General features: G+C 43.0%; 1 protein-coding gene. It reads right to left on the reverse strand.

Annotation, left to right across the window (positions count from 1 at the left end; genetic code table 11):
• Positions 1-1,860, reverse strand: a 1,860-nt coding sequence (locus tag ACP45E_RS19590) for an HD domain-containing phosphohydrolase (protein WP_141707440.1), incomplete at both ends; no start/stop codon positions are given.

Below are 1,860 nucleotides of genomic sequence, written 5' to 3' on the forward strand. Positions count from 1 at the left end.
TGTCGGCGGCGGTTAATGCTTCAAAAATGTCGGCAATCACGAGTATTCGCTCTGGAATCGAAAGATCATCACGAGTGAGTTTACGAGGGTAACCCGTTCCTTTTAATGTTTCATGATGGGTTGAAGCGTAACGAGGCACACGACTTAGCTCTGGCGGGAATGGCAGATTATTGAGCATTTTAATTCCGCTGATCATATGCTCATTGATTTTAAAACGGTCTTCTTTGGTTAACGTTCCACTTCTAATGGATAGATTATAAAGTTCACCCAGATTGTATTGATGTTCCGGTACCTCAATATTAATACCAAATTTAGGATCAAACTCTAACGGCCGTATTCTTTTAATAATATGCTCTGGTTTATTGCTCAGCAGCGTTTCAGTCACCGGCAATGGTTGGTCACTGCGTTTTTTGGAGAGTTCTTCAAACGGTGAAAGCCCTAAAGCATCATCAAAATAGCGTTGCCAGGTTTGTTGCCCTATCTGATGGATTCGTTTCACTTGCTCTTCGCCCATGAATTCACTGCCTACATTGGATGTCGCGATAAATTCGAAATCACTTTTTAACTGCTCCTGGCGAGCCAGCCATTCTTCCATCAATGCTTGTTCTGTCTGTTTGTCGGTTTGCTCGCTATTTATAGTTTGCTTGTTGTCCTCTCCATTGAGCAATTTCTTGAGGTAGTGAATTTCAGCATCACGCCATAGCACTTCAAAGCGTGTTCTAATTTCATGGATTCGATTATAATTGGCTTCCAATTTGCTGCCCTTGTCTACGATGTGCTCTGGGGTCGTTATCTTTCCACAATCGTGAAGCCAAGCGGCGATCTGAAACTCCTTTCTCTCTTTATCATTAGCAAACTTAAAATCTTTAAACTTACCCTCTTGCACACTTTCCACAGCATCCGCCAGCAACATCCCTATTTCAGGCACTCGGTTACAATGCCCAGCAGTATAAGGGGATTTTTCATCGATCGCTTGAGCAATTAAACGAATAAACGACTCGACAAATTCTTCTTGCGACTTTTGATAGCGCTTAATCTCTTCCACCATATCCATCATAGAATCAGACAGCTCAGACACTTCTTTAATACGTGATTGAACATGATGAACATCGTCAAACTGACGCAGAGAAATTTTATACGTTTCTTTTGTCAGTAGATCCACGGGTCTGACGATCGGGTTACCAAATACCCAGGCAACAGGCAACAAGAGAAACAAAATCATGAAGCTCAATCCCATCGATGTTAGTACCTTGGGGATCACCTTATCAATCACAACTTGATGAGGGACAATAACGGCAAAGTACTCGGTTGCACTCGTAGGATCGCCCATCGGTGCTAGGTAGAGATAATGGGCTGATCCGTTGATGTCTTGCTCTATCATTTGATTTTGAAGAGCCGGCTGTTCAGTTAACGCCATCAGTTCTGCATACGGTACCAAGGCTTCGTGCTTCAACTTTTGGTTTAGCCATTTTTTATTCAGTGCTTGCCATTGCTTATCAGTCACGTTAGCTATCGCTAAAGCTATCGCATCCATTAACCTTTGGTCATCCGTCTTCATTGATAAGTAATATTCGACGGGTTTATTGCGCTGTAAGGGGCTAATATTAAGGTCACTGGAATAGGTGGTATCTCTATAACTGTTTAATACTGGTAATGCATCAACCACCGACGTGACTTTCCCAGTACTGAGCCATTGCATCGCTTCATCAATGCTGTTTGCAAATAGGAGCGTTCTTTCTTTTCCTTTTTCTAGCAGCGTCTCCGTTAAACGGCCTTTAACTAAAGCAATAGGAAGGGACATCAGCTGGTCATGCGTTTTGTCAGCATCGCTCAAGTGTGTTGCGATGCCGAGGGGCATAG

This window comes from Vibrio genomosp. F10 str. 9ZD137 (assembly GCF_049974785.1).
In the GTDB taxonomy this organism is placed as follows: domain Bacteria; phylum Pseudomonadota; class Gammaproteobacteria; order Enterobacterales; family Vibrionaceae; genus Vibrio.